The sequence below is a fragment of the Paraburkholderia lycopersici genome (assembly GCF_900096975.1).
Classification (GTDB): Bacteria; Pseudomonadota; Gammaproteobacteria; order Burkholderiales; family Burkholderiaceae; genus Paraburkholderia; species Paraburkholderia lycopersici.
Window position 1 is genome coordinate 183,335 of sequence record NZ_FMYQ01000007.1, and the last position, 25,504, is coordinate 208,838.

23 protein-coding genes and 1 pseudogene are annotated in these 25,504 nt (G+C 65.6%); 13 read left to right on the forward strand and 11 right to left on the reverse strand.

The genetic code is table 11. From position 1 onward, the window contains the following. Window positions 1-277 precede the first annotated feature (277 nt). Window positions 278-1,018, forward strand: coding sequence for a 3-ketoacyl-ACP reductase (locus BLU17_RS10585; protein WP_091996679.1), 741 nt, complete (start codon window positions 278-280; stop codon window positions 1,016-1,018). A gap of 329 nt (window positions 1,019-1,347) precedes the next feature. Here BLU17_RS10585 and BLU17_RS10590 read toward each other — a convergent pair whose 3' ends face one another. Together BLU17_RS10590 and BLU17_RS10595 are read right to left on the reverse strand one after the other, a co-directional pair. Further along, window positions 1,348-2,553 carry a tyrosine-type recombinase/integrase gene (locus BLU17_RS10590; protein WP_091996680.1) on the reverse strand — a complete coding sequence of 402 codons (1,206 nt, stop codon included), beginning with the start codon at window positions 2,551-2,553 and terminating at the stop codon, window positions 1,348-1,350. 61 nt (window positions 2,554-2,614) lie between these two features. After that, a complete protein-coding gene (locus BLU17_RS10595; protein WP_091996681.1) occupies window positions 2,615-3,475 on the reverse strand; it encodes a class I SAM-dependent methyltransferase in 861 nt (286 codons plus the stop codon). Between the two features lie 387 nt (window positions 3,476-3,862). On the opposite strand from BLU17_RS10595, the gene BLU17_RS10600 reads away from it, so the two are divergent. From BLU17_RS10600 to BLU17_RS10610, 3 genes are all read left to right on the forward strand, one after another. After that, window positions 3,863-4,792, forward strand: a complete 930-nt coding sequence (locus tag BLU17_RS10600; protein WP_091996682.1) for a dihydrodipicolinate synthase family protein — start codon at window positions 3,863-3,865, stop codon at window positions 4,790-4,792. A 55-nt stretch (window positions 4,793-4,847) separates the two neighbouring features. Then, on the forward strand, window positions 4,848-5,777 hold the full coding sequence (locus tag BLU17_RS10605; protein WP_091996683.1) for a Gfo/Idh/MocA family protein: 930 nt from the start codon (window positions 4,848-4,850) through the stop codon (window positions 5,775-5,777). A gap of 412 nt (window positions 5,778-6,189) precedes the next feature. Continuing rightward, a complete protein-coding gene (locus tag BLU17_RS10610) occupies window positions 6,190-7,629 on the forward strand; it encodes a hypothetical protein (protein WP_245746795.1) in 1,440 nt (479 codons plus the stop codon). A gap of 84 nt (window positions 7,630-7,713) precedes the next feature. Here BLU17_RS10610 and BLU17_RS10615 read toward each other — a convergent pair whose 3' ends face one another. The 4 genes from BLU17_RS10615 to BLU17_RS10630 are packed head-to-tail and all read right to left on the reverse strand — an operon-like array spanning window position 7,714 to window position 11,418. After that, window positions 7,714-8,439 (reverse strand): FadR/GntR family transcriptional regulator, encoded by a 726-nt coding sequence (locus tag BLU17_RS10615; protein ID WP_091996684.1) that lies wholly within the window; start codon window positions 8,437-8,439, stop codon window positions 7,714-7,716. Window positions 8,440-8,492: 53 nt separating this feature from the next. Further along, the gene (locus BLU17_RS10620; protein ID WP_091996685.1) at window positions 8,493-9,302 is read right to left on the reverse strand and encodes an ATP-binding cassette domain-containing protein; all 810 of its coding nucleotides are present in this window, start codon (window positions 9,300-9,302) and stop codon (window positions 8,493-8,495) included. After that, the gene (locus BLU17_RS10625) at window positions 9,302-10,312 is read right to left on the reverse strand and encodes an ABC transporter permease (RefSeq protein WP_091996686.1); all 1,011 of its coding nucleotides are present in this window, start codon (window positions 10,310-10,312) and stop codon (window positions 9,302-9,304) included. The genes BLU17_RS10620 and BLU17_RS10625 overlap by 1 nt, the downstream gene beginning before the upstream one ends. Next, on the reverse strand, window positions 10,312-11,418 hold the full coding sequence (locus BLU17_RS10630) for a sugar ABC transporter substrate-binding protein (protein WP_091996687.1): 1,107 nt from the start codon (window positions 11,416-11,418) through the stop codon (window positions 10,312-10,314). The genes BLU17_RS10625 and BLU17_RS10630 overlap by 1 nt, the downstream gene beginning before the upstream one ends. 922 nt (window positions 11,419-12,340) lie before the next feature. Here BLU17_RS10630 and BLU17_RS10635 point away from each other — a divergent pair. Next, window positions 12,341-14,083: an IlvD/Edd family dehydratase gene (locus BLU17_RS10635; RefSeq protein WP_091996688.1), complete on the forward strand. Its 1,743-nt coding sequence runs from the start codon at window positions 12,341-12,343 to the stop codon at window positions 14,081-14,083. Between the two features lie 126 nt (window positions 14,084-14,209). Here the strand turns inward: BLU17_RS10635 and BLU17_RS10640 are convergent, their stop codons facing one another. Next, window positions 14,210-15,220 (reverse strand): sugar nucleotide-binding protein, encoded by a 1,011-nt coding sequence (locus tag BLU17_RS10640; RefSeq protein WP_091996689.1) that lies wholly within the window; start codon window positions 15,218-15,220, stop codon window positions 14,210-14,212. Between the two features lie 100 nt (window positions 15,221-15,320). Here BLU17_RS10640 and BLU17_RS10645 point away from each other — a divergent pair, with 100 nt between their 5' ends. Beyond that, the gene (locus BLU17_RS10645; RefSeq protein ID WP_091996690.1) at window positions 15,321-16,220 is read left to right on the forward strand and encodes a LysR family transcriptional regulator; all 900 of its coding nucleotides are present in this window, start codon (window positions 15,321-15,323) and stop codon (window positions 16,218-16,220) included. Between the two features lie 15 nt (window positions 16,221-16,235). Here BLU17_RS10645 and BLU17_RS10650 read toward each other — a convergent pair whose 3' ends face one another. Next, a complete protein-coding gene (locus BLU17_RS10650) occupies window positions 16,236-16,709 on the reverse strand; it encodes an OsmC family protein (protein WP_091996691.1) in 474 nt (157 codons plus the stop codon). Between the two features lie 94 nt (window positions 16,710-16,803). Between BLU17_RS10650 and BLU17_RS10655 the strand changes: the two genes are divergently transcribed. Beyond that, complete coding sequence (locus tag BLU17_RS10655; protein ID WP_091996692.1) at window positions 16,804-17,457, forward strand: GntR family transcriptional regulator; 654 nt, start codon at window positions 16,804-16,806, stop codon at window positions 17,455-17,457. 182 nt (window positions 17,458-17,639) lie between these two features. After that, a complete protein-coding gene (locus BLU17_RS10660; protein ID WP_245746800.1) occupies window positions 17,640-18,203 on the forward strand; it encodes a GNAT family N-acetyltransferase in 564 nt (187 codons plus the stop codon). 13 nt (window positions 18,204-18,216) lie between these two features. Here BLU17_RS10660 and BLU17_RS10665 read toward each other — a convergent pair whose 3' ends face one another. After that, the gene (locus tag BLU17_RS10665; protein WP_091996694.1) at window positions 18,217-19,803 is read right to left on the reverse strand and encodes an EAL domain-containing protein; all 1,587 of its coding nucleotides are present in this window, start codon (window positions 19,801-19,803) and stop codon (window positions 18,217-18,219) included. Continuing rightward, on the reverse strand, window positions 19,800-20,015 hold the full coding sequence (locus BLU17_RS10670; RefSeq protein WP_143189221.1) for a hypothetical protein: 216 nt from the start codon (window positions 20,013-20,015) through the stop codon (window positions 19,800-19,802). The genes BLU17_RS10665 and BLU17_RS10670 overlap by 4 nt, the downstream gene beginning before the upstream one ends. 379 nt (window positions 20,016-20,394) lie before the next feature. Here BLU17_RS10670 and BLU17_RS10675 point away from each other — a divergent pair, with 379 nt between their 5' ends. Beyond that, window positions 20,395-21,885, forward strand: coding sequence for a sensor histidine kinase (locus BLU17_RS10675; RefSeq protein WP_091996696.1), 1,491 nt, complete (start codon window positions 20,395-20,397; stop codon window positions 21,883-21,885). 24 nt (window positions 21,886-21,909) lie between these two features. On the opposite strand, the gene BLU17_RS10680 is transcribed toward BLU17_RS10675, so the two are convergent. Beyond that, window positions 21,910-22,407, reverse strand: a complete 498-nt coding sequence (locus BLU17_RS10680; RefSeq protein ID WP_091996697.1) for an acyl-CoA thioesterase — start codon at window positions 22,405-22,407, stop codon at window positions 21,910-21,912. 287 nt (window positions 22,408-22,694) lie between these two features. Here BLU17_RS10680 and BLU17_RS10685 point away from each other — a divergent pair, with 287 nt between their 5' ends. The 4 genes and pseudogenes from BLU17_RS10685 (at window position 22,695) to BLU17_RS10700 (ending at window position 25,436) form a co-directional block, all read left to right on the forward strand. Beyond that, window positions 22,695-23,693: a response regulator gene (locus BLU17_RS10685; RefSeq protein ID WP_091996698.1), complete on the forward strand. Its 999-nt coding sequence runs from the start codon at window positions 22,695-22,697 to the stop codon at window positions 23,691-23,693. A 29-nt stretch (window positions 23,694-23,722) separates the two neighbouring features. Then, window positions 23,723-23,929: pseudogene (locus BLU17_RS10690) on the forward strand (hypothetical protein); the annotation flags it as partial. A gap of 61 nt (window positions 23,930-23,990) precedes the next feature. Beyond that, window positions 23,991-24,494 carry a pyridoxamine 5'-phosphate oxidase family protein gene (locus tag BLU17_RS10695; protein ID WP_091996699.1) on the forward strand — a complete coding sequence of 168 codons (504 nt, stop codon included), beginning with the start codon at window positions 23,991-23,993 and terminating at the stop codon, window positions 24,492-24,494. A gap of 138 nt (window positions 24,495-24,632) precedes the next feature. Next, entirely contained in the window at window positions 24,633-25,436 is an 804-nt protein-coding gene (locus tag BLU17_RS10700) for an FRG domain-containing protein (protein WP_091996700.1), read from the forward strand. Window positions 25,437-25,504 lie beyond the last annotated feature (68 nt).

Here is a 25,504-nt window from a genome sequence, read left to right on the forward strand (position 1 = left end):
CGCGGCCCGGCGATTCGCCGGGCCGCTTTCGCATGTGCGGCGGTTCGATGCAAAACACATTTCATGCATAAGGCATTTATTGAGGCATGCCAGGTAAATGTGTGGTCATGCACGCTGGCGGACCTGACAGGCTTGTGTCCCTCAAACTACGTTGATACGCTGCTCACTCGCTCTACGGGTATATCCCCATCGCCCGGCTGGTTGGCGGTCGTCAAACTGACTCCATCCTCCAGAGTCTTCCTCAACTCACTTACCCCCCTAAAGCAAAGGAGGATCTATGGCAAAGCGCATCGCCTACGTGACCGGCGGCATGGGCGGCATCGGTACCGCCATCTGCCAGCGTCTGCACAAGGACGGCCTTACGGTGATCGCGGGCTGCGGCCCGAACTCGCAACGCAAGGCTCGCTGGCTCGACGAGCAGAAGGCGCTCGGCTACGACTTCGTCGCCTCCGAAGGCAACGTGGCCGACTGGGACTCCACGGCCGCGGCGTTCGAAAGGGTGAAGAAGGACGTCGGCGAGATCGACGTGCTGGTCAACAACGCCGGCATCACGCGCGATGTCGTCTTCCGCAAGATGACGCACGAAGACTGGACCGCCGTCATCGACACCAATCTCACGAGCCTCTTCAACGTCACGAAGCAGGTGATCGACGGCATGATCGAGCGCGGCTTCGGGCGCGTGATCAACATTTCGTCGGTGAACGGGCAGAAGGGCCAGTTCGGTCAGACGAATTACTCCACGGCCAAGGCCGGCATTCACGGCTTCACGATGGCGCTCGCACAGGAAGTGGCGACCAAGGGCGTGACGGTCAATACCGTCTCGCCGGGCTATATCGGCACGGACATGGTGAAGGCGGTGAAGCCCGAAGTGCTCTCGAAAATCATCGACAGCATTCCGGTACGGCGTCTTGGCGAGCCGCACGAAATCGCTTCGATCGTGGCGTGGCTCGCGTCCGACGAAGCCGGGTTCTCCACGGGCGCCGACTTCTCGCTCAACGGCGGCCTGCACATGAGCTGAGTGCGGCGGCTTGTCAGCATGACGAAGTATTCTGGCGGAAGCGGCGTATGCCGGCTTCCGCCTCGTTTTCGGGGGGGGCGGTTCGCGGGGCGTACGTCACGTCGGAAGAAAAATGCGCCGGGAGCGGACTCCCGGCGCCCAATTTCGACTCTGCGTGGTCCCTGACAATCCGGGACAGGGGTATGGGGCCTGGCCGAGCGGTCCGCAAGTCGTTTTGGACCGGCTGTCCTGCTCCATGAGTGATTTATCGGCCCCGCCGGCGCCCGGGTTGAGTGCGTGAAAACCCCGGTCTTCGCGGCGTTGCGGCGCGTGGGGCAGCGCCGCGCGCGTTACCAGTCCATGCGATGACGTTCCTCGGTTTCGCGGTGACGGCGGTCGTCGTCGCTATGCAGGTAGAGGCTCGTCGTGGCAAGCGATGCATGGCCGAGATTGTCGCGCACGAGACGCAGGTCGAGATTGCCGTCGGCCATGTGCGAGCCCGCGCTGTGGCGCAGCCAGTGCGCCGACGCGCGTTCGAGTTGCGCCGCGCGCGCCTCGTAGTCGCCGCCTGCTTCGCCGGCTATGCCGGCTTCGGCGCCGCGTTGGCGCACCCGCCCGGCCGCGCCTGCGAATATGCCCTTCACGATCGCATGAAGCGCCGCACGCGTGAGCGGTTTCGTCGACTGCCCAATCGGGAATACGAGCGGTGCCCGCTCATGGGCCGACGGCAACGCGGGCAGGCCGCGCTCGCGCCGATAGCGCATGAGTTCTTCCATCAGTTCGGCAGTCGCGGGCACGAGACGGCGGCGCTCGCCCTTGCCCAGCACATCGAGCCACCAGCGTTCCTTGCCGGCCGCGTCGCGCCGGCTGAAGAAGTCGCCCATCGTATTCGTGCCGACTTCCGAAATGCGCAGGCCCCCCAGGTAGAGCAGCGTGAGGAGCCAGCGCGCGCGGGCATGGTGCTCGCGCTCGCGCACGCTTTCGCGCGGCAGGCTTTCGACCCAGGCTTTCACCTCGTCCCAGAGTTCGCGCGCCAGGTAGCGCGTGATGCGCGGCTGGGCGCGGCGCGTGCGCTGGCGCGAGAGTGAAAGCGGGTTGCCCGCGAGATAGCCGGCGCTCACGAGCCAGGAAAAGAGCGCGTTGAGAATCACCATGGCCTGGCGCTGGCTCGTTGGCGAAAGCGGCCCGTAGAACGGACGCCAGCGCGGGTCGCCGCGCGCGTGCTTGCGTCCGCCGCCGGCCACCCAGCGGCTGGCCGGTTGCGGGTCGGCGAGGAAGCGTTGATAGGCGAGCAGGTCTTCGTGTGTCAGCGACGAGAGCGGCTTGCCGGGCTGAACAATCGCCCAGAGCATCAGGCGCTCGGCTTCCTTGCGGTAGTTCTCGAAGGTGGACTTCGAATCGGCGACGCGCGCGAGCCACGCGCGCACGGCGTCGAGGTCGTGCGCGGCCGCGATCTGCGTGCGTCCGGGTGCGCGGTTCGTCCCGTCGTGGCCGTCGAGGTCGGCGGGGAGTTCCAGGGTCTCGATGGGGCGTGGGGTGAGCAGGGCGGTTTGCATCGGAAGCGTTGGCGGCCGGGAAGTCGAGAGGGGACTATAGCGGATGGCGCAGCGGTTTTGCTCATACCGTCGCGACCAGAATCGATTCTCCGCTCGCGGGCCGCAAGCTATCGCTACGGTCTGCGAAATAACGTGCCGTGAGATCGGCGGTCGAAACATGGCGCGCGTCGCGCAGTCCCGCGACGCGTGCGAGCGCAACCATCTCGTCGGGTGCGAAGAAGCTCACGAAAGGCGTACCCGCGGCCCGCGCGCGCTCATAGACGGCCGCGTGCTGCGAGCGCTCGGGCTCGTCGATGAGATCGAGCGGCAGGAGGAAAGTCATGACGAGCGTCGAGCCCGGAGCGAGCTGCGCGATCTGCCGCAGCGTGGCGAGGTTCGCGTCGCGCGTGAGATACATGGAGACGCCCGTCGAAGCGATCACCGCGGGGCTCGTACGATCGAATCCGGCTGCGGCGAGCCGGTCCCACCACGCTTCTCCGGCTTCGAAATCGACGGGTACGAAGCGCAGCCTGGCCTCCTCGCGAAAGCCAAGCTCCATGAGCCGCCGTTGCTTCCATGCCTGCGGGCCCGGCCTGTCGACTTCGTATACGTTCAGGCGCGAGGCGATTTCGGGGCGGCGCTGGGCGAACGTGTCGAGTCCCGCGCCGAGAATCACGTACTGCTGCGCGAGGCCGTTTGCCGCCTGTTCGGCCACGAGGTCTTCGACAAAGCGTGCCCGGCCCACAATCGACGCGCGGTAGCCACGCGTGCCTTCGGGGTGCATGTCGGGCCGCTCGCGCCAGTTCGCGTCGGGCGCGGCGATTTGCAGGCCGGTTTCGTCCGCGAGCACATGAGGCGGGTCGTCGACCTGGACGTGCAGCGCGCGCCACAGGGCGACGCGAACGGCGGTGCTGTCAGGAGCAGCGGCAGGGCTGTCGGGCATGGTTCGATCCTCTGGGGCGTGTTTCAGCGGGTGATTATCGCGCGCCTTGTTCGCCGTTGCAGTTTCCGCCGCGCGCGCAAGTGTCCGGGGCTGGTGTCGAGCGTCTTTCTGCGTGATTTCCCAAATAGTCTCAGGTATTGATTGCAATGCCGGACTGGATATCCGAAGCGGCTGTTTTTTCATTGGAAGGTTATTGAACTTCGCTCTAGACTGGGCCCAGCCCTTCGCTCCGCGAGACGGGCGCAATGTCGGCAATCCAGCCCGGACGGCATGAGCGATTCCACCGTTGGCTGCGCGTTGCGCGGCGCAGTAACTATTCGCGGCGGCAGGCTTGCGAGTGGATCGAAGGCACGGCCTCATCTCCTTTTCTGAAGCAGGACTGAAGATATGACTACGAGCCGGACGCCCCGCTATCGGGGCATTTTTCCAGTCGTGCCCACCACGTTCACCGAAACCGGCGAACTGGACCTCGCAAGCCAGAAGCGCGCGGTCGACTTCATGATCGACGCGGGCTCGGACGGCCTGTGCATCCTCGCCAACTTCTCGGAGCAGTTCTCGCTCTCCGACGACGAGCGCGAGATCATCACGCGCACCGTGCTCGAACACGTGGCGGGCCGCGTGCCCGTGATCGTGACGACCACGCATTACGGCACGGCCGTGGCGACCGCGCGCAGCAAGCGCGCGCAGGAGCAGGGCGCGGCGATGGTGATGCTGATGCCGCCGTATCACGGCGCGACCTTCCGCGTGCCCGAGCAGCAGATTTATGCGTTCTACGCGCGCGTGTCCGACGCGATCGGCATTCCGGTCATGGTCCAGGACGCCCCCGCGAGCGGCACCGTCTTGACCGCCGCGTTCCTCGCGCGCATGGCGCGGGAAATCGGGCAGGTTTCATACTTCAAGATCGAAACGCCCGGCGCGGCGAACAAGCTGCGCGAGCTGATCGAACTGGCAGGCGCCGCGGCCGAAGGGCCCTGGGACGGCGAAGAAGGCGTTACGCTGCTCGCGGACCTGAACGCGGGCGCAACCGGCTCGATGACGGGCGGCGGCTTTCCGGACGGCATTCGCCCCATCATCGACGCCCACCGCGAAGGCCGCGTCGACGACGCGTTCGCGCTCTACCAGCAGTGGCTCCCGCTCATCAACCACGAGAACCGCCAGGCGGGTCTGCTCGCCTGCAAGTCGCTCATGAAAGAGGGGGGCGTGATCGATTGCGAATTGCCGCGCCACCCGCTGCCGGCGATGCATCCCGAGACGCGCGCCGAACTGGTCGCCATTGCACGCCGCCTCGATCCGCTCGTGCTGCGCTGGGGCAAGTAGATCGTTCGTCATCCGGAATAAAAAATCGCTTTGATACGAAGGGAGGAGAAACGTCATGAAAGCGTCCTATACGTTAGGCATTGTCGGCGTCGGCAAGATTGCGCGTGACCAGCATCTGCCCGCTATCGCGGGCAATCCCGGCTTCGAGCTCGTGGCGAGCGCGAGCCGCAACACGCAGGTCGAGAACGTGCGCAATTACAGGGATGTCGGTGCGCTGCTGGCCGCCGAGTCCGGGCTCGACGCCGTTTCGCTTTGCGCGCCGCCGCAGGTGCGCTACGCCCAGGCGCGCGCCGCGCTCGAAGCGGGCAAGCACGTGATGCTCGAAAAGCCGCCCGGTGCGAGCGTGAGCGAAGTCGAGGCGTTGCGCGAACTTGCGCAAAAGCGCGGGCGCACGCTGTTCGCCACGTGGCATTCGCGTTGTGCGAGCGCCGTTGAACCGGCGCGCGCGTGGCTCGCCGAACGCACCATTCGCGCCGTGCACGTGCGCTGGAAGGAAGACGTGCGCCGCTGGCATCCGGGGCAGCGGTGGATCTGGGAGCCGGGTGGCCTTGGCGTATTCGATCCGGGCATCAACGCACTCTCCATCGTCACGCGCATCCTGCCGCGCGAAGTCCTGCTGCGCGGCGCGACGCTGCACGTGCCGCGCGATTGCTCGACGCCGATCGCGGCCGAACTCGATTGCATCGACACCGACGGCGTGCCCGTGCACGCCGGATTCGACTGGCGCCATGGTCCTGTCGAGCAATGGGAAATCGACGTGGAAACGGCGGACGGCCTGCTTTCGATTGCGGAAGGCGGCAAGCGCCTTGCGATCGCGGGCGAGTCGGTCGCGCTCGAGGCCGAGCGCGAATATCCGGCGCTCTATGAGCGTTTTCACTGGCTCATCGCCCATGGCGCCGACGACGTGGACGTGCGCCCCCTGCGTCTCGTGGCCGACGCGTTCCTGCTCGGCAGGCACGTCGAAGTCGAGGCCTTCGGCCACTGACTGAAAGTATTTTTCGCACGCGCCCACGCGCGACTCGCGTGCGACCGCTTTTGACGGGCCGGCGCGCCTGTCCGCCCGCCGAAGTTTGCGAGCATGCATGCTCGCTCGTGCAATGGTGCAATGCCGCCATGATTCGGCTTGCATAAAGTCCGCGAGCGCACGCCATCTATGTTCGCTGGCGCACATTCCATGCGCGCGCGGGCGGTGTAGCGTTTTCTGCAAAGTCTCCTGAAACGGCACGCGCTCTGCGGCCGGAATCATCGACATCAACCCTGCGTTTACCGACAGCATCGACGGCCAGACGACGTGGACAAACGTGAGCGAGCGCTTTCTCACGATAAGAGAAGGCATTTGATCCAGAGATCATGCTGAAGTGAATAATTAGCAATCCTGCTGTCTACGAGGAGACTCCATGATCGAAAAAACGAAGGAGGAAATGAATCGCGAATGGGCCGAGCGCCTGCGCGCGGAATCGCATTGGGTGGCACAGCAGCGACTGTATTTGCTGGTGCTCGTCGTCGTAGTCGTGAATATTGCGGGCGGCGGTCTCTCGTTGCTTGCCGTGAACATGCCAGGCCAGATTCGCGTTTGGCCCCTGCCCATCTTCCTGCTGGCGGCTCTGACCACGGCGCTCGTGTCGGCGCCGTTCATCGCGTTCCTCACGCTTGGCTGGTATGTGCGATACCGGGAGTTCGAGAACAGTCTCAAGTGCGAGGCGCTGTCGGCGTATCTGCAACGCTTCTGGTCGAAGTGGCTCATTGATGCGCTAAACGGCTCGCAGCCGGTCGCGGACGTCCCGTCGCGGCAAGCCGGCACGGCAGCGCCGCCAGAAAGCCAGGCTGCGCCGAACGCGTTTTCCGCGCCGCCACAAGGCGCCCCTGCGGACTGGCGCAACCAGGCCGACAGGAGCTTCGAGTTGTGCGACCGGCTGTTCTCGCATATCTATCACCAGCAATATGGCCTCGCGGCTTTCGTGCCGCCATTCTGCATTCTTGTCGTAATGGTCTACGCGGCGTCCGCGATCGTGGGTTGGGTGTATATGTGCGCCTCCTGCGGCAAACCCGCAGCCACGTGCATTTTCGGCCTGAGCGTGCCCGGCATTCTGGCGTCGTTTGCCGGCGCGTTTTTCTTTGTCGCGAGTGATTCGGTGCTGGCCGTGAGGCGCCGCGCACTCAACGTTTCGGACATCTACTGGTATTCGCTGCGGCTCTTGCTCGCGATTCCGTTTGCCCTCGTTGCGGGCGCGATCGACGAAGCCGGCAAAGGGGCGACGGTACTGACGTTCGTCATCGCGACGTTGCCGCTGGGCGAGATCGTGAAGCAGGTGCGGCGCGTGGCGGCAAAAAACTTCTCGACATTCGAGGCGAAGAAGGATGAGCCCGATCAGTTGCTGAACTTGAGCGGCGTGACGAAGTCCGTTTCGCAAACGCTGCAGGTCGAAGGCATCGACTCGATCGAACAAGTGGCGGCGGCGGACCCCGTCACGCTTTCCATCCGCACGGGCTTTCCGTTTCGCTTCACCTTGCGGCTGGGGTCGCAGGCCATCGTGCGCAGACATTTCGGGGACGGCGCGGCGCAACTGCTACCCATCGGCCTGGGCGACGTCGTGCCCATCTATCTGCTCGTGCAGGCGATGGACGGCGAGGGGGCGCCGCCCGTCGCGTTGCCTCCCGGCGCCGTGCCGCAAGCCGACGAGAAGAACCTCATCGTCACGAACGCGGCGGCGCGCCTCTTTCCCAATGACAATGGCGACCAGCGCGAAGCCGTGGTGAAAATGAAATTCCGCCAGATCGCAGCGGAAGAGTACACGCTCATGCTCGTCAAGATCACGCCGCTCGACCCCGCGCTCTAAGGCACGACGGGATTCGGCACGACGGGATTCGGGCGCGCCGCTCACGCGCTCACGTCTTTCGACGACGATCTCGCATGGTCGGCGCTACGTTTCGAGCGCCGCGCCACCCAGAATCGAATTCGCGTCGGCTCGCGCGTTGTCGAGCTGCACGACGCTCGCCTGCCGTGCCGCCAGCGCGTCGCCATGCTCGATCGCCGTGAGTATCGCCTTGTGGCGCGGCAACGAAAGCGCATGCGTATTCGGATGGCGGCTCGTGAGCTTGATCGATTCGGAAAGCGCGAGCGAAAGCATATTGCCGATATAGGCGAGCATATCGTTGTGCGTGGCCGCCATGATCGCGCGGTGGAATTCCAGGTCGGGCGTGAGCAGGTCAGCCGCGGTTTGCGCCTGCTCCATGTGCGCGTAGGCCGCGGCGATGCGCGCGCGATCCTCGTCGGTTGCCGAGATGGCGGCCAGCGCGGCGGCGGCGGGCTCGATGATCTGCCGCACTGTCATGAGCGAGCGGAAGAATTCGCCTTCCGGAATGCTGTTGACGGTCCAGTACAGCACGTCGGGATCGAGCATGTGCCAGTCTTCGCGCGGTCGCACCACGCTGCCCACGCGCGGCTTCGAAACCACGAGCCCCTTCGCGACGAGTACGCGCGTGGCCTCGCGCAGCACGGGGCGGCTCACGCCATAGGACTCGCATAGCGTGGGTTCGGCGGGGAGGCGCTGCCCGGGCGCGAGCGCGCCGCCGACGATCTGCATGCCGAGCTCCTGCACGATGCGCGCGTGCATGCTCTTGCGTTTCTCGAGATTGCGGTAATCCATGATTGTCCGGCCGGGGAGCAACCCGTCGGAGCGTCCCCCTGGTCATTGGGTCACTACGCGCTGCCTGCGCGCATTGCCCGATATTCCCGCCGCACGATGTCCATCAGCTCAGCTACCGAGGTATTGGCGCTGTGCTGCTCGTACGTCACGCGGCCGCGCTGCATCAACATGATGCGATCCGCGATATCGAGCGTCTGCGCATAGTTGTGCATGATCATGATAATCGATAGCCCGCCCTTTTCCTTCAAACGCATGATGAGATCGATGATGAGGCCTGCTTCGCGCGCCCCCATCGCCGCGAGCGGCTCGTCCAGCAGCAGGATTCTGGCGTTCGAATGCACGGCTCGCGCCACCGCGATGGCCTGGCGCTGTCCGCCCGAAAGGCGCTCTACGGGCAGATCCACCGAGGGAACGTGTACGCCGATGTCGTCGAGAAGCTGCGCCGCGCGCTCGCGCATCTGCTTGTGATCGAGCAGTCTGAAGAGGCCGCGCCGCACGATCTCGCGGTTTAGAAACATGTTGTGGTAAATGCTTAGCGAATTCGCCAGCGCGAGGTCCTGATAAACGCATTCGATGCCGAGCGAGCGCGCATGGTCGACCGAGCGCAGCAGCGTTTCGTTGCCGTCGATGTGCAGCGTGCCGCTCGTCTGCTGATGAAAGCCCGTGAGGATCTTCACGAGCGTGGACTTGCCCGCGCCATTGTCGCCGAGTATGCCGAGAATTTCGCCGCGCCCGAGCGTGAGCGAAACGCCGTCGAGCGCCGTGACCGCGCCAAAGCGCTTCACGATGTTCTCGCCGTGCAGTGCGAGCGGGGCGTCGGCGGTGACGCCCGCGCCCGCCGTGGAAGCTTGCGGTTCGTTCATCATCGGCTCCCTTTGCGGCGCAGGCGCCCGACATGAATATTGAAGATCATGGCCGCGAGAATCGCCGCGCCGAGAATGATGTTGAACGTGAACGCGTTGATGCCGATGAGCGTGAAGCCGTCGTTGAGGATGCCGAGCACGGCCGCGCCGACGAGGCCGCCCACGATCGTGCCCGAGCCGCCCGTGAGCGGTGTGCCGCCGATCACGGCCGAGGCCACGGCAAGGAACATGATCTGGTTGCCGCCGGCCTGCGGATCGATCGAGGTGATGCGAAAGCCTTCCAGAATGCCGGTGAAGCCCGCGAGCACGGCGGCGATGACGAAGTTGCCAAGGCGCAGCCGGTTCACGTGAATGCCGGCTTCGCTGGCACCCAGCGGATTCGCGCCCGCGGCCTGCGTATGCAGGCCCCAGCGCGTGTGCCGCAGCAACACGTGCATCGCGAACGCGATCGCAACGGTCCAGATGATCTCGCTATAGCCCCACGCGCCCATGAAGGCTGCGAATTCGGGCGAGCCCGGCGCTTGAACCGGCGTGCCGCGCGACACCGTGAGCGTGATGCCGTTGATGAGGAAAAGCGTGCCGAGCGTCGTGACGAACGAGGGCAGGCGCAGCCACACGGTCACGGCGCCGTTCACGAAGCCGACGACGCCCGCGGCCAAGAGGCCCCCGATCACGGCGAGCCACATCGGCGCGCCCGCGTCGTTGGCGAACGCCATCATGAACGGCGCGAACGCGAACACCATGCCCGCGGAAAGATCGATGTCGCCGCCGATCATCAGCATGATTTCGCCGAACGCGATGATCGCCACCGGCGCGACGAACTGCGAAAGGTTGACGAGACTCGCGTTGGTGAGCAGGAAATCGCGGTTGGAAAATTCGAAATACGCCGCGAGGATCATCGCCACGAGCAGGATGCGCAATTCGGGCGCCCACGCGGAGAACCATTGCCCGCGCGGGCGGGCAGCCCGCGCGGAGACTTCTGCCTTGCCAGTTTCGTTCACTGTGTTCATCACGACTTGATCGCACCGCTCATCGGAACGATTTGCGGCCTGGTGGCCTTGCCTTCATAGCGCGTCGAGGTGTTCAGGTACGGCTCGACGGTTTCCTTCGTCACGAACTTCAGGCCCGTGTTGGTGTCGGCCGGGCCGACGAGTCCGCCCGAGGCGAGGAACACGAACGCCTGCATCACCGTATAGAAGCCCTGCACGTAGGGCTGCTGGTCGATCGTGAAGTCGAGGTAGCCCTCGTGAATGAGCTGCACCGTGGTCGGCAGCAGGTCGAAGCCGCCGCCGTGCACGCCCTTCGAGGGCAGGTTCGATTCCTTCATGACCTGCGCGACGCCCTGGGTGCTGCCCGCATCCACGGCGAACATGCCTTTCACGTCCTGGTGGCCGAGATAGAACGACTTGATCTTCGAAAGCTCTTCGTTGACGGTCGCGCCCGTGGCCACGGTCTGGATCTCGATCTTCTTGCCCGACTTCTTGATGGCGTCGCTCGCGCCGTCGAGGCGCGGCTGGATGTTGAGCTGGCCGGGCGTCGCGATGAAGAGGGCGACGAGGCCGCTGTCGACGAGGCTCACGATGCGCTCGCCCATCTGGTAGCCCGAGAGATACAGGTCCTGGCCGATATAGGCGAGGCGCGGATTCTTTTTGCCGCGCGGCGCGTCGGCGTTATAGGCGAAGACCGGAATGCCCGCGTCGAGCGCCGCTTGAATGGGCTTGTCGAAGGCGGTGGGGTCGACGATCGGCACGGCGATCGCGTCGGCCTTCGCGGCGATCGCCGCGTTCACGGCGCGCACCATTTCGCCTGCATCGGAGGTGGCCGAGCCGGTCCACTGGTAGTCCATGCCGAGCAGCGAGCACGCGTCCTGAATGCCGTATTGCGTCGGCACGAAGAACGGATTCGTGGTGACGTGGTTGACGAACACGATCTTCCACTTCTTGTGCGAAGGAAAGGCCGCTTCGGCCGCCTGGGCCGTCGAAATGAATCCGCCGCCCGCGGCTACCGCGCCGAGCAGCGAGAGCGCCGCGCCCAGCCCCGCACCTTGCATCAGGCCGCGCCGGCCCGTGTCGATCAAGCTCTTGCCGTCTTTTGCGTCATCCCGATCGTGCGCCATGTCTTCCTCCGGTCTTGTCTTCGTGGTCGATGTGGTCGACTTGTCGTCGAACAGCGTGCAGTTGCCTGGACAGTACCGGTGGGTTCGCGTGCGCGACGTTCTCGTCGACTGCTGAAAACGCTCGCTTGCGCAAGGGACGACCGCAGCGAACGCGCGTTCGCCCGGCGCCGACGGTACCGCAAAAAGCTTAGTGCAGCGTGATGAGGCCTCCTAATCCATGTATACCCGTAACTAATCCATAGCGGCGCTGCGCCGATGACGGGCGGCTTACGTGCCGCCTGCCGCGTTCCGCATGCGCGGCGCGGGCGGCCGGATCAGGCAGACGGGCACCACGACCATGGCTTTCACGACGAGCGTGGCTTCGGGCGGCAGCGATCGAACGAGTGATGTCCCTGAGCGTCCGGACGATGAGCGCGCCGGGTGCGTCGCGTTCGAGTTGAGCCCGCATTGTTGCCGTCATGTCGCGGAACGCACGAACGCCGAAACATCGCGGCCTTCCTTCATGCGGTCTCCGGTGCGACAGGCCGTGGCGTGACGCATGGCGTCGCGCGGCGAGGAAGGCTTCATGACATGGCGGTTGACGGCAGACGGACTCGCGAGATCCGGAAATGCCCCGCGGCGACGAGGCCTCTCACTATGCAAGTCGCCAGTTTCATGCGTGTCTCCGATATAGCGCTGTGCGCTGTATTTCTTTAATTCATGGCGCTACACCGCGTCCATCACGGCCAACCAGTATCACGAGAATATCGCGCCATCGCTGACCTCCGGCTGTGCCCTCCGGTTCGCCTCAGACCGCTCCTGCCGACCCATAATAGACAAACTATATGCAACGCCAAGGCCGGTCGCGATTAGCGTTTTCCCCATAATTCCTGGGCATATAGTCATGCTATTTATTGGGCTTTCGCACTAAGTGGGCAAAGCCATGAACACCCGTAAGCCCAAGCTTCGCTCGGCCGCGTGGTTCGGCACCACGGACAAAAACGGCTTCATGTACCGGAGCTGGATGAAGAATCAGGGGATCCCCGATCACGAATTTGCGGGCAAGCCGATTATCGGCATCTGCAATACGTGGTCGGAGCTCACGCCGTGCAACGCGCACTTCCGCAAGCTCGCCGAGCACGTGAAGCGCGGCGTATACGAAGCGGGCGGCTTTCCCGTCGAATTTCCCGTGTTTTCGAACGGCGAATCGAACCTGCGGCCCACGGCGATGTTCACGCGCAATCTCGCTTCAATGGATGTTGAGGAATCCATACGAGGCAATCCGGTCGATGCGGTCGTGCTGCTCGTGGGCTGCGACAAGACCACGCCCGCGCTGCTGATGGGGGCGGCGAGCTGCGATGTGCCCGCCATCGCCGTGACGGGCGGCCCGATGCTCAACGGCAAGCACGAAGGCCGCGATATCGGCTCGGGCACGGTGGTGTGGCAACTGAGCGAGCAGGTGAAGGCGGGCAGGATCTCGATGCACGAATTCATGTCGGCGGAGTCGGGCATGTCGCGCTCGGCGGGGACCTGCAACACCATGGGCACGGCCTCGACCATGGCGTGCATGGCCGAAGCGCTGGGCGTCACGCTGCCTCACAACGCCGCGATTCCGGCCGTCGATGCGCGGCGCTACGTGCTCGCGCATATGTCGGGCATGCGTATCGTCGAGATGGCGCTCGAAGACCTGCGTTTGTCGAAGCTGCTCACGCGCGCGGCGTTCGAAAACGCGATTCGCACCAACGCGGCGATCGGCGGCTCGACCAATGCGGCGATCCATCTGAAAGCGATTGCAGGGCGCGTCGGCGTGCCGCTCGAACTCGACGACTGGACGCGCATCGGGCGCGGCACGCCGACCCTCGTCGACCTGCAACCGTCGGGCCGCTTCCTGATGGAGGAGTTCTATTACGCGGGGGGCCTGCCTGCCGTGTTGCGACGGCTTGGCGAAGCCAATTTGCTGCCGCATCCCGATGCGCTTACGGCGAACGGCAAAACGTTGTGGGAAAACGTGCGCGAAGCGCCCATCCATAACGCCGAAGTCATTCGCCCGCTCGACAGGCCGCTCGTGAAAGACGGCGCGTTGTGCGTGCTGCGCGGCAATCTCGCGCCGAACGGCGCGGTGCTGAAGCCTTCGGCGGCAACGCAGAGGCTGCTCAAGCATCGCGGGCCCGCCGTGGTGTTCGAGAACTTCGACGACTACAAGGCCCGTATCGGCGACCCCGATCTCGACGTCACGCCCGACTCGGTGCTCGTCATGAAGAACTGCGGCCCCAAGGGCTATCCGGGCATGGCCGAGGTGGGCAACATGGGCTTGCCGCCCAAGCTGCTCGCGCAGGGTGTAACGGACATGGTGCGCGTGTCGGATGCGCGCATGAGCGGCACGGCGTACGGCACGGTGGTGTTGCACGTGGCCCCGGAGGCGCGCGCGGGCGGCCCGCTCGCGATCGTGCGCGACGGCGACTGGATCGAGCTCGACTGCGAGAAGGGGACGCTGCGCGTCGATATCGGCGAGGACGAGATTCGCGCGCGGCTCGACGACCGGGCCGCGAACCAGCAGCCCATACCGGCCGATCGCAGCGGCTATCGCAAGCTGTATGTCGAGCACGTGCTGCAAGCCGACGAGGGCTGCGATTTCGACTTCCTGGTGGGCTGCCGCGGATCGGAGGTGCCGAGTCATTCGCACTGAGGCGCGGTTAGCGAAACGCCAACGAGGCTCGACGGATCGACAGGATTCCACGATTTCGTTTTCCTGATCGTTTGATCCGTTGCATCGGCCGGTCGAATCCGCAATGCAAACCCGGCCGATCATGCGTCACGCCGCCTTTTGCATGCGCTCGTGGCCGAGACAGCCGAGTCCCATGAGGGTCGTTTCGATGGCTTCGTCAAGCGGCGTATGGGGTTCGCGCCCGAGTTCCGCTACGAGCCGCGTATTGTCGAGCTGCAACGGCTCGCGCCACAAATAGCGCATCTCCATGAGTTCGCGCAAGGTCGTCACGAAGGGCGAAACGGCGCGCACGATCGCCCAGGGGAAGCGCTTGCGCTGCGGTTCCAGTCCGTGACACCGGGCCACCCGGCAGATGGCTTCGACGATCTGCGTGCCGTCGGCGTCCCAGTGGCCGGCCAGGTGGAACGTCGCAAACGGGGGCAGCGCATCGCGGCGCGCGATCAGCTCGAGCATCGTGCGCGCGACGTCGGGTACATAGGACCAGGCGTGGCCCACGCCGCGCGTGCCGGGCTCGCGCACGACCTGCACCGGCGCGCCGGGCTTCACGAGCCCTTGCGCGAACCAGCTGTTACCGACGCGCGGCCCGAAGAAGTCGCCTGCCCGCACGACGATGCCGCGCGCGCTTGCGGCCTGCATGCGTCGCTCCATTTCGACGCGTATCGCGCCCTTGCGCGTGAGCGGCCGCTGCGGCGAGTCCTCACGCAGCAACGCAAACGCATCGGGCCCGTAGTTGTAGATGGTGCCGGGCAGCACGACGGTCGCGCCAACGGCGGACGCGGCGGCGAGCGTGTTATCGATCATCGGCAGGACGAACCGGGCCCAGCGCCGGTAGCCGGGCGGGTTTACCGCGTGCACGATCACGGCGCAGCCATGCGCCGCGTGCAGCACTGCTTCGGGCGAGAGCGCATCGCCGTCCAGCCATTCGATGCCATCGTCCGGGCGCGCGCGGGGCGCGTCCGTACCGGCCGCGCCGCCGCGCCGCAGCGCGCGCACGTGCCAGCCGGCGTCGCGCATCTGGCGCGCGACTTCGCCGCCGATGCCGCCGCTCGCGCCGAGCACGAGCGCGCGGCCTTGCCGATTCGGGGGAATTGCGTCCATGCCGGTTCTCCTTGCGGGTGATCTGTCATGACGGCGATTCTGCGCCGCGCAAAGGAAATAAAAAATTGGCGAACATGATCGACCCGCTATACATTTATGTATGGCATCCGATCTGAACTGGGAACTCTATCGAACCTTCCTCGCCGTGCTCACGGAGGGTTCGCTATCTGGCGCGGCGCGCGCGCTCGGCATCACGCAGCCCACCGTGGGGCGGCACATCGCGCAACTGGAAGCCGCCTTCGGCCAAACGCTCTTCACGCGTTCGCAAACGGGCCTGCTGCCCACCGAAGCGGCTGCCGCGCTGCGCGGCTTCGCGCAGACCATGCGCACGACGGCGGCCGCACTCGAACGCGCGGCGGCGAGCCAGGGGGCGGCGCTAGCGGGCGTCGTGCGGATTTCGGCGAGCGAGGTCGTGGCCGTGGAAGTGCTGCCGCCGATACTTGCCAGCCTGCGGCGCAGTGCGCCGGGCCTCGTCATCGAGCTGGTCGCCACGAACCGCGTGCAGGATCTGCTGCAGCGTGAAGTCGATATCGCGGTGCGCATGACCGAGCCGCAGCAGGACATGCTGATCGCGCGGCGCGTGGGCGCGATCGAAGTGGGCCTGCACGCGCGCGACGATTACCTGCTGGCGCACGGCACGCCGAAAACCACGGCGGCGCTCGCGCAGCACGCGTTGATCGGCTTCGATCGCGTCACACCCTTCGTGCGCGGCGCGACGAAAAAATGGCCGCTGTGGCGCCGCGAGGCCTTCGCGCTGCGTGCGGACAGCGACCTCGCGCAACTGGCGATGATCCGCGCGGGCTGCGGCATAGGCGCGTGCCAGGTGGCCATCGCGCGACGCGACGCGAGGCTCGTGCGTGTGCTGCCCGAGCTGCGCGTGATCGACCTGCAGACGTGGGTCACGATGCACGAAGACCTGCGCAGCAACCCGCGCTGCAAGGCCGTGTTCGACGCGCTCGTGCGCGGCCTCGCAGCGTATGTCGAAGGCGCGGCCGGCTGAGGCGCACCTGGTCTTTCACGAAGCCAGCTCGATAACCGGCTCGCAAATAATGGGGAAGTTCACCGAGTTCGCGATATAGCACTGCTCGTGCGCCGCGTGATGCAGGTGTTTCGCGAGACCGGGATTGTCGCTTGCGCGAATCGTCACGCGCGGGCGCAGCACGATCTTCGTGAACGCGCCTTGCTGCGCCGTATCGGCCATCGTGCCTTCGGCCTCGTCTTCATAGGCGAGCACCGCGATGCCGGCTTCGGCGCACAGGTGCAGATACCAGAGCTTGTGGCACGCGCAAGCCGATGCCACGAGCAGGTCTTCGGGGTTCCAGCGCGCGGCGTCGCCGCGAAAGGCCGGGTCCGACGAGCCGGGAATGTCCGGTTTGCCGCCCGCGCGGATGACGTGATCGCGGCCATACTCGCGATAGCCTGAAGTGCCGCTGCCGCGATTGCCCGTCCATTGCACCGTAACGCGATAAGTGTGTTCGCCGTGCGCCATGTCGACTCTCCATTTGATCGAACCGGTTCGCGCATTATGGCAGCGTGCGGCATTTTGGTATACCATTATTCCGAATTGATCCTGTAGGGCACATATGGATGCCAAATTCGACTCCACGGCGGATTCGGTTGCGTCCGCGCTGCGCGAGCTGATTGTCGGCGGCGAGCTGGGCGGCGGCGAGCGCCTTGTCGAGCGCGATCTGGCCGAGCGTTTCGAGGTAAGCCGCATTCCGCTGCGCGAAGCGATCCAGCAGCTTGCGCGCGAAGGGCTCGTCGAAATTTTTCGCAATCGGGGCGCGGTCGTGCGCATGCTCACGGTGCAGGACGTGGACGAGATCTACGGCTTGCGCGCGCTGCTCGAAGGCGACGCAATCTTTCGCAGCGTCAAGCGCCTCGACGACGAAACACTGGCGCGCGCCGAACTCGTGCACCGCTTGCTCGGCGAGGCGGTTTCCACGCAAAAGCAGGGCGAGCTCAATCGCGAGTTTCACGAACTGCTCTACGGTGCGTGCGGCAACGCCCGCCAACTGGTCGCCATTCGCGAATTGCGCGCGCAAGTGGAGCGTTATGAGCGGTTGCAGAACACGCTGCTTGCCGACACGCCTTCGTTTCAGCAGGAACACGAAGCGATTCTCTCGGCCTGCCTCGCGCGCAACGCGCGCAGCGCGCGCGCCTTGACCGCGGCGCATATCGAAACGGCCAGGGGTATCGTGCTCGATGTCGTGGCGCGCATGGCGGCGCAGGGCTAGGTCCGCGAGCGCGCGGGCAATACCGAATTTACGCGTATTGCCGCGTTTTTTTACGACTTCTTTTCTTGTGGGCCAAGGGCGCGCGACCCTAGACTGGGTGCATCGAAACGACGGAAGACGCCATGTCGATCTTGCCTGCACCGCAGCGCCCGGATGAGCGGATAACCAGCATTCTTCCCGGCATGGGTCGCCTCGTGCTGCGGCGCTTCGATCCGCGCCACGACTCCTGGGAGGCGCTGACGCGTTTGCTGCATCGCGCGTTTGCGCGCCTTGCATCGCTCGGGCTGCACTGCTCGAGCGCCGATCAGGCAGCGAGCATCACGCGCGAACGCGCGTTGGCCGGCGACTGCTTCGTCGCGATCTGCAATGGCAGGATCGTCGGCACGCTCACGGTGGAGGGTCGCGACAGTCATTCGCCGTGCGAATATTACCGTCAGCGCAGCGTCGCATCGGTTCATCAATTCGGCATCGAGCCGAAATGGCAGAGCCGCGGCATTGGCCGCGCGCTGCTTGCTTTCGCGGCGCAATGGGCCGCCGCGCGCGGCTATACGCAAATCGCGCTCGATACGCCGTTTCCCGCCGCGCATCTCATTGCGTTCTATCGCACACAAGGCTTCAGTCTGGTCGATGTGGTGCGCTTCGCGGGTCGCGGCTACGATAGCGCCGTGCTCAGCAAGGCCGCGGCCGCGCGTGCCGAAGCCGGCTTCACCTACCTTCGCGGCGCATTGCCGGGTTCGCTCGAGTGAAGACGGACCGCGCTCACGCGTTGCCCGTCGCTGCCGCTTCATGCTGCAGATAGCGCAGGAATTCGTCGGCGGGCATTGCCTTCGCGTAGAGCCAGCCTTGCGCATACTGCACGCCGTGCGCGCGCAGATATCGGGCTTGCGCCTGCGTCTCCACGCCTTCGGCGACCATCATGAGGCCGAGGCTGTGCGCCATTTCGATGATGTGCGGCACGATCTTGTTCGTTTCCTCGCCGGTCGCGAACGAGCGGAGGAACGAGCGGAGGAACGAGCGGTCGAGCTTGATGCCGTCGACCGGTAAGGCCTGCAGATACGAGAGGCTCGAATAGCCGGTGCCGAAATCGTCGATGAATACGCGGTGGCCGGCCGCGCGGTACGTTTCGAGAACCGGCGCCGACGTGGCCGTGTCGACGAGCGTGCGTTCGATCACCTCGAACCAGATCTGCTCGGGGCGTACCGCGTATTTCGCGAGGCAGGTTTTCAACGTGTCGAGCACGCGGGTACAGGCGAGGTCGCCGCCGGCGAGGTTGATGGAAACATGCAGATCGCGGCGGTTGGCGAGCGCGGTGCCCACGCCTTCGAACACGGAGCGCACCACCTGATCGGTTATGGGCTCGATGAGGCCGAGCGATTCCGCCATCGGAATGAACGTGTCCGGTGCGACCATGGTGCCGTCTTCGAGTTTCCAGCGCACGAGTGCTTCCGCGCCAACGCAGCGCCCGGTTTCGAGCGAGACGAGCGGCTGCATCCAGGCCACGAACTGGTGTCGCCGGATGCCCTCCAGCAAGGCGTTGCGCGGCGTGCGCAGCTTGCGCCGCCAGCGCATGACGAGCCACGTGCCGAACGCGCTCACGACGAACGCCGGCGGAAGAACGTTTCGAATCTGCCCGAGGAGGTTGGCGCGCAGCCGGTCCTCGGGCTCATAGGCAACCACGGCGATCGGATAGCGGCGCGAGCGCTCGACGACGTAATAGCGCCCCTGGAAATACTCGCTGGCGGATTCGCGCCGCAACGCCGCGCGCACGAGATCGTGGCCGGCGTGAGCCCATCGAGAGATGACGGCGGCATCCTGCGTTTCGAGCATGGCAAGCTCGATGGTGTCGTCGAGCGGCACGATGTCGAGATAGAAGCGCGAGTCGATCACCACGACGTGATTGCCGAAGCGCACGTTGAGCATGCTCCGTTCGTTGCCGGGCCCGCCTGTTTCGGTATGCCAGGCGGTGAAGCCGTCGCCGAAGGTCCATGTGGGCGGTGGCAACGCGACGTCGATCGGGCCCTGCAGCGACGTGCAGCGCAACCGCACGCCATCCGTCCAGCCCGCTTCGCGAATGTATCGAAACTGCTCTTCGGCCTGACGCAGGCGCTGCAGATGATCGTTCGTGCAAGGCGTGCCGCCGTAAGGCGCAAGCTGGCGCAACGCGGCCTCGGCTTCGGCTGTCACGAGTTCCGCGCGCAGCAGCGCGCGCCGCGAAAAAACGTCGATCTGCTGGCGTTGCTGGCGCTCCGTCACGGCGTCCGAAGCGTACATGGCAACCGCGAGCGTCGCGAGGACGGCGAACGCTACGGCACAAAACGTCGTCAGGGCGGTAAGTCGGGGGCTCATGGCGTACGGTCGGGCTCCATCGGCGCGAACGAGGGCGAGGCGTCGCGCACCGCGCGGTCATCGGCGACCGCCGCAGCCGATGGTAGCGCCTTTTCTCCGGCGGCTCGCGCCGCGCGCCACGCCAAGCGGCGCCAGGCCGAACGGCGGATCGCGCGGCAGAGGTTGCCGGCGTGGCAATGCAGGTCCTTGTCCGCGAGCACGCCGGTCTTCATGTTGCCGAAGGTCGTCGCGCATTTTGTGCCTGTTGCTGTCATGAAAAGTCTGGACGATGCCCTCCTCGAAGCGCCTTGCTGCGCAGATGGGCGCGGACCACGGCCTCGCGTCGGCGTCGCCTTTCGCCATTTCGATGAGGCTCCGGTCGCGGGCAACCCGTTGCGCATCGCGCCGGGGCCGTGAGCGGAAAATTTCGCCGCGACAAGGGATTAGCGGCGATAATCGGCAAGCCCGGTTCGCTACGCAAGCATTCCCGATGCGCCATGCATGGGCTGCGATCTGCGCCGGGAACCGTTCCGGCCCGCGAACCGGACATCGGGCGCACGGGGACGCACCGCGCCAATCAGGTCGGTAAAACAAGAATCCACGCGACAGACTATGTATTCGATCCTGCCAGCGTTCGTGTCCGCGCTATTCCTCGGATTCGGCGTTTACGTGCTTCTGACCGAAGGCTTCACGCGCCTCTCGGTGCCGTTTGCCTTGATGTGCGCGACCACTTTCTTCTGGCAGGGCACATGGGCCTTCCTGTTCCAGACGTCGGACCCCGTGCTGTCCGGCGTGCTCGTGAAGGCGGGTTACTTCTTCATCCTCTTTCTGCCCACCACGTTCTACCACTTCGTGACCGAAGTGAGCGCCCGGCGCAGCGAACACGCGCTGCTCATCGCCTCGTGGTCGCTCAGCGTGCTGCTCGCGGTGTTGCTGCTCGCAAGCGACACCGTCGTGAACGGCTACGGCACGTTCTTCTTCGGCAAGTATCCGAAGGCGGGAATCCTGCATCCCGTGCATGTGGCGCAGACGGTGCTGCTCGCGTGCCGCAGCGCGTGGCTGCTGTTCGCCGCGCGCCGCCAGACGCAGGCGCACGACCGCCGCAGGCTGCTCGACCTGTGCCTCGTGAGCCTGTGCCTGTACGGGCTCGCCGCCACCGATTACGCCGTCAATTACGGCCTCGCGTTCTATCCGGTGGGTGCGGTCTTCATCGCTGTCAGCCTCGGCATACTCGCGGTGACGATCGTGCGCTACGGCCTCATGCGCCCGTACCTCATCGCGGCCACCGTCGCGCACGAAGTCGCCACGCCGCTCGCGGCCATCGGCATGCATGCCGAGGAAATCGGCAACGTGCTGCCCGAACTCATGCGCGGCTATCAGCTTGCCGTGCAGCACCAGTTGTGCGTGGACGGGCTCTATCCCGGGCAGTCCGAGCGGCTTTCGTCGCTCGCCACGTCGATACGCCGGCAGGTGGACAGCACGAGCACCGTGGTCGAAATGTCGCTCGCCTCGTTCACGCTCGACCGGCTCGACCGCCGCAGCTTCGAGACCTATCCGGTGCGCTCCTGCGTGAACGCCGCGCTCGAGCGCTTTCCCTTCCGTCCCGGCGAGCGCGACATGGTGCACGTCATGCCCATCGACGCCCAGCTGTGCTTCTCGGGCTCGGATTCGCTCGTTGTGTTCGTGCTCTTCAACCTGCTCAAGAACGCGCTCTTCGCGATCCAGGCGGAAAGCGCGGAAAGGCCCCGCGACGAGGCGGGCGATTACCGGGGCCGCGTGGAAATCCGCGCCGCGAGCGAAGCCGGCTATTGCGTGCTGCGCTTTTCCGATAACGGCTGCGGCATTCCCGCCGATATCCTGCCGCGCATTTTCGACCCGTTCTATTCGACGAAGTCGCACGGGCGCGGCGCTGGCATGGGCCTCACGTTTTGCCGCCGTGTGGCCGAGGCGCTGGGCGGCACGATTGCCTGCGAATCCGGGCCGCACGTCCACACCACCTTCACGATCCGGCTGCCCGAGCCCGGCACGAGCGCCGACCGCGCGCTGCACGACGCGCCGGCGAAGCCCCGCCGCTGGCCGGCGGGGCAGGATTTCGCGGGTTGATTCAGGCGGCCGGTTCCGCGCGGATCAGTTCGAACCCGCGGGCAGGACCAGCTCGTACTCCTTCACGCGCTCGATGATGCCGGGCGGAAAGCGGCGAATGCGCTTGTCGGTGCCGGCAAAGAGGATCTGCTGATAGCCGAGCGAGACGGGGCGACCGTCCACGCAAAAGCGGAACACGAGATACGCGGAGCATTGACGCACCTGGAAGGTGTTGAGATAGCAATCCACGCGCTGGAACGGAAAGGTTTCCTGCACGTACTCCTGGTGCGCGCGTTTGGTGACGAACACGCCGCCGGCCGCGAGCAGGTTGTTGTGGATGCACTCATGAAACCAGCGTTCGCGGCAGATGCCCTGCCATTCGAAATAGCGGGCGAAATACGTGTTCATGAAGGCGTTCGAGTCCTTCAGGTAGATGTCGATGACGTGGTGAAACGTCTTGCTCGGCGTAGCTTCCATGATTTCGTCGGAGAATCCGGCGGTGCCACGGGAAAGGACGGCGGGAATGGATTCGCGTGCGTACATCAGAATGACTCCAGATAGGGGCTGCAGGCGGCAGCCGCGCGCGCCTCCCGGAAACGGGAGGCACGCACCATTCTCTTCGCGTTCCTCTTCGCCCAATACCGTGCTCCCCACATACGCAAACCGGTTCGTGCGCGCCGGGTGCGATAACGTTTGCGCGTCTTCGGCTCGCTGCGCGCCATGGCGCGTCGGGTTGCTGTGCCGAGGCGTCACGCCGCATAATCGAAACGTTTGCCTCGCGGCACCGCACGTGCCCGTCCGAGGCGCGTGCGCGCTTACCGAGATCCAGCATGAGTTCCATCGTCAGACAGCCGGTTTACCATCCCGTCTCCGTCGTCTTTGTCGACGACAGTCCCGACTTTCTTCACGCACTGCGCGGCCTTTTTCCCGGCGCGGGAACGGATCGCTATTTCACGGGCGCGGGCGAGGCGCTTGCCTTCGTCGGCTCGCACGAGGCCCGGCAGTCGGCGCGCAATCCCGCGGCAGGCGCCGCGTGGTCGGAGTTCGAGAAGCGGGGCGGCAATGCGCTAGGCGAGGACGTGATGGCCGACGCCGCGCGCTTCAGCGATATCGCCGCGCTGGTGGTGGACTACGAAATGCCGGAGATGACCGGCATTGAATTCCTCGCCGCCGCGAAAGATGTCGCGTGCACGCGCATCCTGCTCACGGCCACGGCCGACGAATCGCACGCGGTGGAGGCGTTCAACGCGGGGCTGATCGACTTCTACGTGAAGAAGTCCGATCCCGCCATGACGCGCAAGCTGCGCGGCGCGATCGACGATGCGAAGCGCAGGTTCTGCGCGCGGCGCGGGCATATCGGCGTGCATGGCGTCGGCGCGGTCTACGCGAACCGGCGCACGGCCGAGGTGCTGCACGCGCTCGCGCTGCGCGAGCGCATTGTCGAGTACTACTGGCGGCCCGAGCAGAATGCCGTGCTCACCTTCGACGCCGAAGGCAACGCCGGCGTGTTTCTCGCCTGGGACAGCCACGACTGGGCGGCGCAATGCGACGTGGTGACCGACGAAGGCGGCCCCGCAGCGTTGCGCGAGGAGATGGCGGCGCGCCGGATCATGCCGGTGTACTGGCCGCACGAGGCGTACCGGCCCGGCATGTCGCGCGTGGCATTCGCGACGCCGCAGCCGGTGCCGGGCCTCGACGACACGCATACGAGCTGGACGCGCCTCGACGAACCGGGCCTCGCGCCGGGCTTGATTACGTTCGCCGCGTGGCGAAGGGCTGAACGAGGCAGTGCCCGAGACGTTTCCCGGTCTGCGTCGTCGGTCGAATAGCTGCTGTAGCCGTCGCCTTCCCCGACCCGGGCGACGCCGCCGTGCCGATCGCCGTTGGCGTCCAGGCCCTCAAGGGGCCGTGGACGACGGCATGGGAATCTCGTTTCGGCGGGCTCGGTCCTTGCGGCGCTGCCTTCGGCGAGATGTTCTTCGCGATGCAGAAGCATTTCGTCGCGAGGCTCACGTTCGGCGCGGCCAAGGGCCCGGCACCGACGAGAGGCGGCGGGGCGATTTGACTTCGGCGCGGCGCTACGGTCCAATTTCGCGTGACACGACGCACCACGCGAGGAACGCCACATGCAGCATGACGAATCCGGCTCGAAGCCGGCAGGACCCACATCGGCGGCGCAATTGCCCGCGGCGATCGTGCGCGGCCTCGACGGCGACCATCTCGAAGCGCATCTCGCCGACGCGATCCGCCTCTCGACCGTGAGCGAGGACGGCTGGCCGCACGCCGCGCAGCTGAGCGCGGGCGAGATCCTGGCCGTGAACGGCGCGGCGCTGCTCATTGCGATCTGGCCGCAATCGAATACCACGCGCAACCTCGCGCGCGACGGGCGCCTCACGCTCTCGCTCGCGCATGACGGCGCGCTGCTGGAAATCCGCGCGCGCGCGCACCTGGTCGCGCAGCGGCAAACGGCGCTCGAATTGAGCGTGTTCCGCGTGGAAATCGAATCGGTCGCCGAGCATCGCGCGAAATATGCCGAGGTGCTGGGCGGCGTGACGTTCCGCCTCCACGAGCCCGAGCGTGTGCTTGCGCGCTGGCGCGAGCAGATCGCCATGCTGCGCAAGTTTGCGTGAACGGCGCGGCGCTGCCTTCGCAATGTTGTCATCGCCGATGTGTTAGCGTGTCCCACGGGGCGCACGCGCACGTGACGCAAGCGCGTCGCGTGCGCCAACGGAAACGACAACGCGAACGACAACCGAAGCGCAACGACGATGCAGACCACCGTACTCACAGACTGGCAGCAGTTCATGGCGCTGACCACGCAGCTCGACGGCTGGGCGTTTCGCGGCCAGCAGAACGCGCAGTGGCACCTCGAAAGCTCGCTTACCCGTTACATGCGCGACTACGTGGGCGATCGGCTGCAATGGCGCCAGCGCGAGGAGCGCGCCATTCGCGTATTCCGCCGCAAGGCGCACAATTTTCTCGCGCATCCCGAACTGCTCAGGGACGACCTGCGCTGTCTCGCGCTCATGCAGCACCACGGCGCGCCCACGCGGCTGCTCGACTTCACGAAGAGCCCGTTCGTCGCGGCCTTTTTCGCGCTCGAGCGCGCGACCGGCGACGCCGCTGTCTATGCGCTCAACACGCCCGCGCTCTGGAACAGCCGCGCATTGCCCAAAGCGAATCCCACGTTCACGCGCGACGTGATCGACCCGCGCGTGCACGACAACTTCGATCGCTACTTCTTTAGCAACACGAACGAAATTCTCTGGTCGGGGGAACCCACGGAGATGGACGACCGGCTCGTCGCGCAGTCGGGCACGTTCGTCGTGCCTGGCGTGATCGACAAGCCGTTGCAGGCGATTCTCGAAGGCTACGAAAGCCACGAGGAACTGCTGCACAAGATCGTCCTGCCCGCGCGCATACGCATGGACGCGATGAAGTGGCTCTATCGCATGAACATCACGAATGCGTCGCTGTTTCCGGGGCTCGACGGGCTCGCGCGTTCCATCGCGGTCGAGCTGGAGATCGTCTGGTCGGGCATGGTCGCGCCCGGCGCCGGTTCGACGAACTGATGCGCCCGCATCGGGCTTCGCCCACGGCGTTTCAGGGCCGCGGCAGATCGAGCCCCGGCGCGAGCCGT

Bases quoted from the DNA above. Each gene is read 5' to 3' on its own strand.
- BLU17_RS10585 (WP_091996679.1), top strand. From the start codon at position 278: ATGGCAAAGCGCATCGCCTACGTGACCGGCGGCATGGGCGGCATCGGT.
- BLU17_RS10590 (WP_091996680.1), bottom strand. From the start codon at position 2,553: ATGCAAACCGCCCTGCTCACCCCACGCCCCATCGAGACCCTGGAACTC.
- BLU17_RS10595 (WP_091996681.1), bottom strand. From the start codon at position 3,475: ATGCCCGACAGCCCTGCCGCTGCTCCTGACAGCACCGCCGTTCGCGTC.
- BLU17_RS10600 (WP_091996682.1), top strand. From the start codon at position 3,863: ATGACTACGAGCCGGACGCCCCGCTATCGGGGCATTTTTCCAGTCGTG.
- BLU17_RS10605 (WP_091996683.1), top strand. From the start codon at position 4,848: ATGAAAGCGTCCTATACGTTAGGCATTGTCGGCGTCGGCAAGATTGCG.
- BLU17_RS10610 (WP_245746795.1), top strand. From the start codon at position 6,190: ATGATCGAAAAAACGAAGGAGGAAATGAATCGCGAATGGGCCGAGCGC.
- BLU17_RS10615 (WP_091996684.1), bottom strand. From the start codon at position 8,439: ATGGATTACCGCAATCTCGAGAAACGCAAGAGCATGCACGCGCGCATC.
- BLU17_RS10620 (WP_091996685.1), bottom strand. From the start codon at position 9,302: ATGAACGAACCGCAAGCTTCCACGGCGGGCGCGGGCGTCACCGCCGAC.
- BLU17_RS10625 (WP_091996686.1), bottom strand. From the start codon at position 10,312: ATGAACACAGTGAACGAAACTGGCAAGGCAGAAGTCTCCGCGCGGGCT.
- BLU17_RS10630 (WP_091996687.1), bottom strand. From the start codon at position 11,418: ATGGCGCACGATCGGGATGACGCAAAAGACGGCAAGAGCTTGATCGAC.
- BLU17_RS10635 (WP_091996688.1), top strand. From the start codon at position 12,341: ATGAACACCCGTAAGCCCAAGCTTCGCTCGGCCGCGTGGTTCGGCACC.
- BLU17_RS10640 (WP_091996689.1), bottom strand. From the start codon at position 15,220: ATGGACGCAATTCCCCCGAATCGGCAAGGCCGCGCGCTCGTGCTCGGC.
- BLU17_RS10645 (WP_091996690.1), top strand. From the start codon at position 15,321: ATGGCATCCGATCTGAACTGGGAACTCTATCGAACCTTCCTCGCCGTG.
- BLU17_RS10650 (WP_091996691.1), bottom strand. From the start codon at position 16,709: ATGGCGCACGGCGAACACACTTATCGCGTTACGGTGCAATGGACGGGC.
- BLU17_RS10655 (WP_091996692.1), top strand. From the start codon at position 16,804: ATGGATGCCAAATTCGACTCCACGGCGGATTCGGTTGCGTCCGCGCTG.
- BLU17_RS10660 (WP_245746800.1), top strand. From the start codon at position 17,640: ATGGGTCGCCTCGTGCTGCGGCGCTTCGATCCGCGCCACGACTCCTGG.
- BLU17_RS10665 (WP_091996694.1), bottom strand. From the start codon at position 19,803: ATGAGCCCCCGACTTACCGCCCTGACGACGTTTTGTGCCGTAGCGTTC.
- BLU17_RS10670 (WP_143189221.1), bottom strand. From the start codon at position 20,015: ATGAAGACCGGCGTGCTCGCGGACAAGGACCTGCATTGCCACGCCGGC.
- BLU17_RS10675 (WP_091996696.1), top strand. From the start codon at position 20,395: ATGTATTCGATCCTGCCAGCGTTCGTGTCCGCGCTATTCCTCGGATTC.
- BLU17_RS10680 (WP_091996697.1), bottom strand. From the start codon at position 22,407: ATGTACGCACGCGAATCCATTCCCGCCGTCCTTTCCCGTGGCACCGCC.
- BLU17_RS10685 (WP_091996698.1), top strand. From the start codon at position 22,695: ATGAGTTCCATCGTCAGACAGCCGGTTTACCATCCCGTCTCCGTCGTC.
- BLU17_RS10695 (WP_091996699.1), top strand. From the start codon at position 23,991: ATGCAGCATGACGAATCCGGCTCGAAGCCGGCAGGACCCACATCGGCG.
- BLU17_RS10700 (WP_091996700.1), top strand. From the start codon at position 24,633: ATGCAGACCACCGTACTCACAGACTGGCAGCAGTTCATGGCGCTGACC.